This window comes from Clostridiales bacterium (assembly GCA_012512255.1).
Classification (GTDB): domain Bacteria; phylum Bacillota; class Clostridia; order Christensenellales; family DUVY01; genus DUVY01.
Genome location: JAAZDJ010000064.1, coordinates 1 through 3,234 on the forward strand (window position 1 = coordinate 1; position 3,234 = coordinate 3,234).

The following is a 3,234-nucleotide window of genomic DNA, read 5'->3' on the forward strand; positions in this document are numbered from 1 at the left end:
ATCTTGGGCAATATATCCCTCAAAAATTCGGCTCTGTAAATATCGCGCTCTATGGCGTCCAGTTTTTTCCCGCTTCTTAACGCCAAATTGGCGGGTCTGCACGCGATAATTATCTCGTCCAGCGCCGTATTTTTTATCTTTAAAATTCCTAACGCCGCGCCTAGTTTTATCAATGAGATGTTTTGCATAAACTCGGAAGTGTCAATTTTGTAAGCATTGGTTAGTATGCCCCACGCGCGCATAATCATATCGGTAAGCTCAACGCGGTTTTTGTTTATAAGCGTGTCGCGGGCTATCTCTTCGGCTTCGGCCACTTTGTAAATTTGGTTTTTTACCGAGTTGATAATTTCTTTTTCGCTCAAGCCCAACGAATATTGGTTGCTCAACTGATACATGTATCCCTCGGCCTGAGTTCCTTCGCCATAAACGCCCCTTAAGGCCAAAGCGTCTTTTGAGCTAGAAAAAATCACATTGTTTATGGTGCGGTTAATGGTTAAGGCCGGCAAAAACATCATAACCGAGGCGCGCATAGCCGTGCCTAGATTGGTAGGGCAGCCCGTCAGATACCCTAAATGGATATCAAAAGCGATTTCCGAGTTTTCGCTGATAAGGTCGTCCACTTTGTCGGCAAGCTCGTAGGCGGATTCTAAATTAAGCGAGCGCTTGATTACCTGAATACGGACATGGTCTTCTTCGTTTATCATTACCGACAAGGTAGAATCTTTATTTACCACCACCGCGCCCGTTTTAGTGTTTTCCGCCAAGGCGTTGGATATCAAATGCTTTTCTGTAAACGCCTTGATCTCTACGGGCTCTAGGTCTTTGAGCATTATCAGCTTGCCGTCAACATATTTTTCCAAAGGCTCGCTTACTTCTTTGATGACGCGAAGCCCGTCCTCAAAGCCCATTTTGTTGGGAAAAGGATATTTGGCGAGGTTTCTGGCAAGCCTTATTCTTGAACTTATTACATAATTGCCGATATCGCTTTTTATCATTTTTGGGTTCCTTTTAATTGTTCAATTTGCTTTTTTATTAAGGCGGCGTCCTCATACCTTTCGTCCTGAACGGCTTTTTTTAACTCGGCGTTGAGCCGCTGGAGACTGATGTAAGTCTTGGCGACGCCGTTAGGGCCTTTGCCGGTGTGGATATTGTCTTTTTGGCATTTTTTGATAACGCTTTCCATTATGGGCTCAAACGCCTTGTAGCATTGCGCGCAGCCCACAAAAGCCGTATTTAAAAACTCATCGCTTGTGGTGCCGCAACGGGAACATTTCAAAGACGGGACCGAATGCGCGTTTCGCTCCGCGCCAAATAACTGGTCAAAAATGTCGCTCAAGTCGTTAAAGATGTCGCCAAAATCGTCCAAAAATCCGCTGCCTAAGCCCGTGCCCATTTTTTGCTTTATGATTTGAGAGTTGCATTCCGAGCATAAATATCGGACTTTGGTAACCCCATTGAGTATATATACATTGGGTATGCCTTCCCGTTTTTTGCAGTTTTCGCATAGCATTTAATTTGCCTCCTTGAATATGCCGGCCAATATTGATTTTAAAATATTGGACCGCAAAATATCTTTGCAATCGGTAGGCACTATCAGCGCCTTGTCGTTTATCGCCGATTTGATTATCTCGGCTTCCCTTTGGTTGATTATGTCTTCTTCGCAAAGCCTTTTGATTAGCTGAACGGCTTTTTGATAGGTAAGGCCTTCTTTTGTAGTATATTCATCTAATCTTTTTAATAGTTCCTGATAAGACGGCGAGATTTTCATAAGCCTTATAGAACCGCCGCCGCCGCGCTTGCTCTCTATCACAAAGCCGTGCTCAAAGCTAAAACGGGTGGCCAAAACATAATTGATTTGGCTGGGCGCGCAATCAAAATATTGGGCAAGCTCGTTGCGGGATATGCTTATAGTGTCGCTCTCGCCCATTAACGATTTTATAAATTGTTCAATCAAATCGCTTATTGTCGCCATCGTTTTACCTGTTTAACAAGTTTATCAAGAGTTTTGACTTTCTTTGACCTTTGAGAAAATTATAGCACTGCTCAAAAAGGTTGTCAATATATTTTTTGTAATTTTTTGACAAAAATTTGTTGTTTGGGGCGTTTTTTGGGATGCAATTATAGCTTTTTTGGGAAATTTTGGAGTAAGTGGGCTGTAAATTTTGCTACAAGGTAATTATAATAGCTTATAGCGTTTTTTAAGGTATTTATGGTTGTTTATGGGCATCTTTGATTCTTTATATAAAAATTTTTGCTTGATGTGTTTTTAGCGTTCAAAAATTGGTTGTTTAGGGTGTTTTTTTGATGTAAAATTATAGTATTTGGGGCTATTATGGTTGTTGGGACGTCTTTTTTTAATATATTTTCTGTTGGGGAATTTATATAAAGATATTTTTTATTGTTTCTTAATCTAAAAATATTTTTGAACACGCCAATAAGATTTTTTTACAAATATTGATATATCTCGCGCGTTTTGATATAATATAAAAAAATAGTTTAGGAGGGCTATTTTAATGGGTGAAAGATTTGCTAAAAAACTGCAGGAGTTGATGGACAAGAATATGATGACGCCGTCCGAACTAGCAAGAAAATTGAACCTGTCAAGAATGATGATATATCAATATCTAAATGAAATATCCTTGCCCTCAAAAGAAAGGCTACCCGCTATGGCAAAGGTTTTGGGCTGCGAAAAAGACGAGCTAGCCAAAGCCGCCTTTGAGGATTATAAAGAAAAAAGAATAAAAAGAAGAGGGTTTTGAGATAATGGTTTTAAAATAATAAAAATCTATATTATTATTAAAAGTATTTGATTGTTAGACATTTTTTAATTACGCTGTTTTGAATATTACATTGTTCTTATAATGATATGATTAAAATATTGCCTAATCTTTATGTTATTATCTTGATATTATAAGCGCATTCTTAATTGAAATAATTAGATTTTTAGTTTTAATAATTGCCGTTTTCGCTGAAATAATTGTATTAACGAAACAAAAAATTTTGGCAATTTTTTTTATGGTAAAATACTTGATTTTCCAGTTAAATGGATATAAAATCAGCAAAGGACGATTATTAAAAATGCGCTATTGGGCTATGGGCTTAAAGAACTGGAATAAGTTATATATATTTAGTATTTTTATATTAATTGAATAATTTTTTGTTAAAGATATCGCGCGAGGGTGGCGGAATTGGCAGACGCGCATGTCTCAGGCGCATGTGGAGCAATCCATACGG

At 38.3% G+C, this 3,234-nt stretch carries 4 protein-coding genes; 1 reads left to right on the forward strand and 3 read right to left on the reverse strand.

The genetic code is table 11. The features are described from left to right. The 3 genes from GX756_03400 to GX756_03410 form a co-directional block, all read right to left on the reverse strand. Positions 1-995: protein arginine kinase (locus GX756_03400; protein NLC16905.1), on the reverse strand; the 995-nt coding region annotated here is incomplete at its 3' end. Then, positions 992-1,510, reverse strand: coding sequence for a hypothetical protein (locus tag GX756_03405; protein NLC16906.1), 519 nt, complete (start codon positions 1,508-1,510; stop codon positions 992-994). The genes GX756_03400 and GX756_03405, both read right to left, overlap by 4 nt. Then, positions 1,511-1,972 (reverse strand): CtsR family transcriptional regulator, encoded by a 462-nt coding sequence (locus GX756_03410; GenBank protein ID NLC16907.1) that lies wholly within the window; start codon positions 1,970-1,972, stop codon positions 1,511-1,513. Between the two features lie 541 nt (positions 1,973-2,513). Here GX756_03410 and GX756_03415 point away from each other — a divergent pair. After that, positions 2,514-2,759: a helix-turn-helix transcriptional regulator gene (locus GX756_03415; GenBank protein ID NLC16908.1), complete on the forward strand. Its 246-nt coding sequence runs from the start codon at positions 2,514-2,516 to the stop codon at positions 2,757-2,759. The last annotated feature ends 475 nt before the right edge of the window (positions 2,760-3,234 follow it).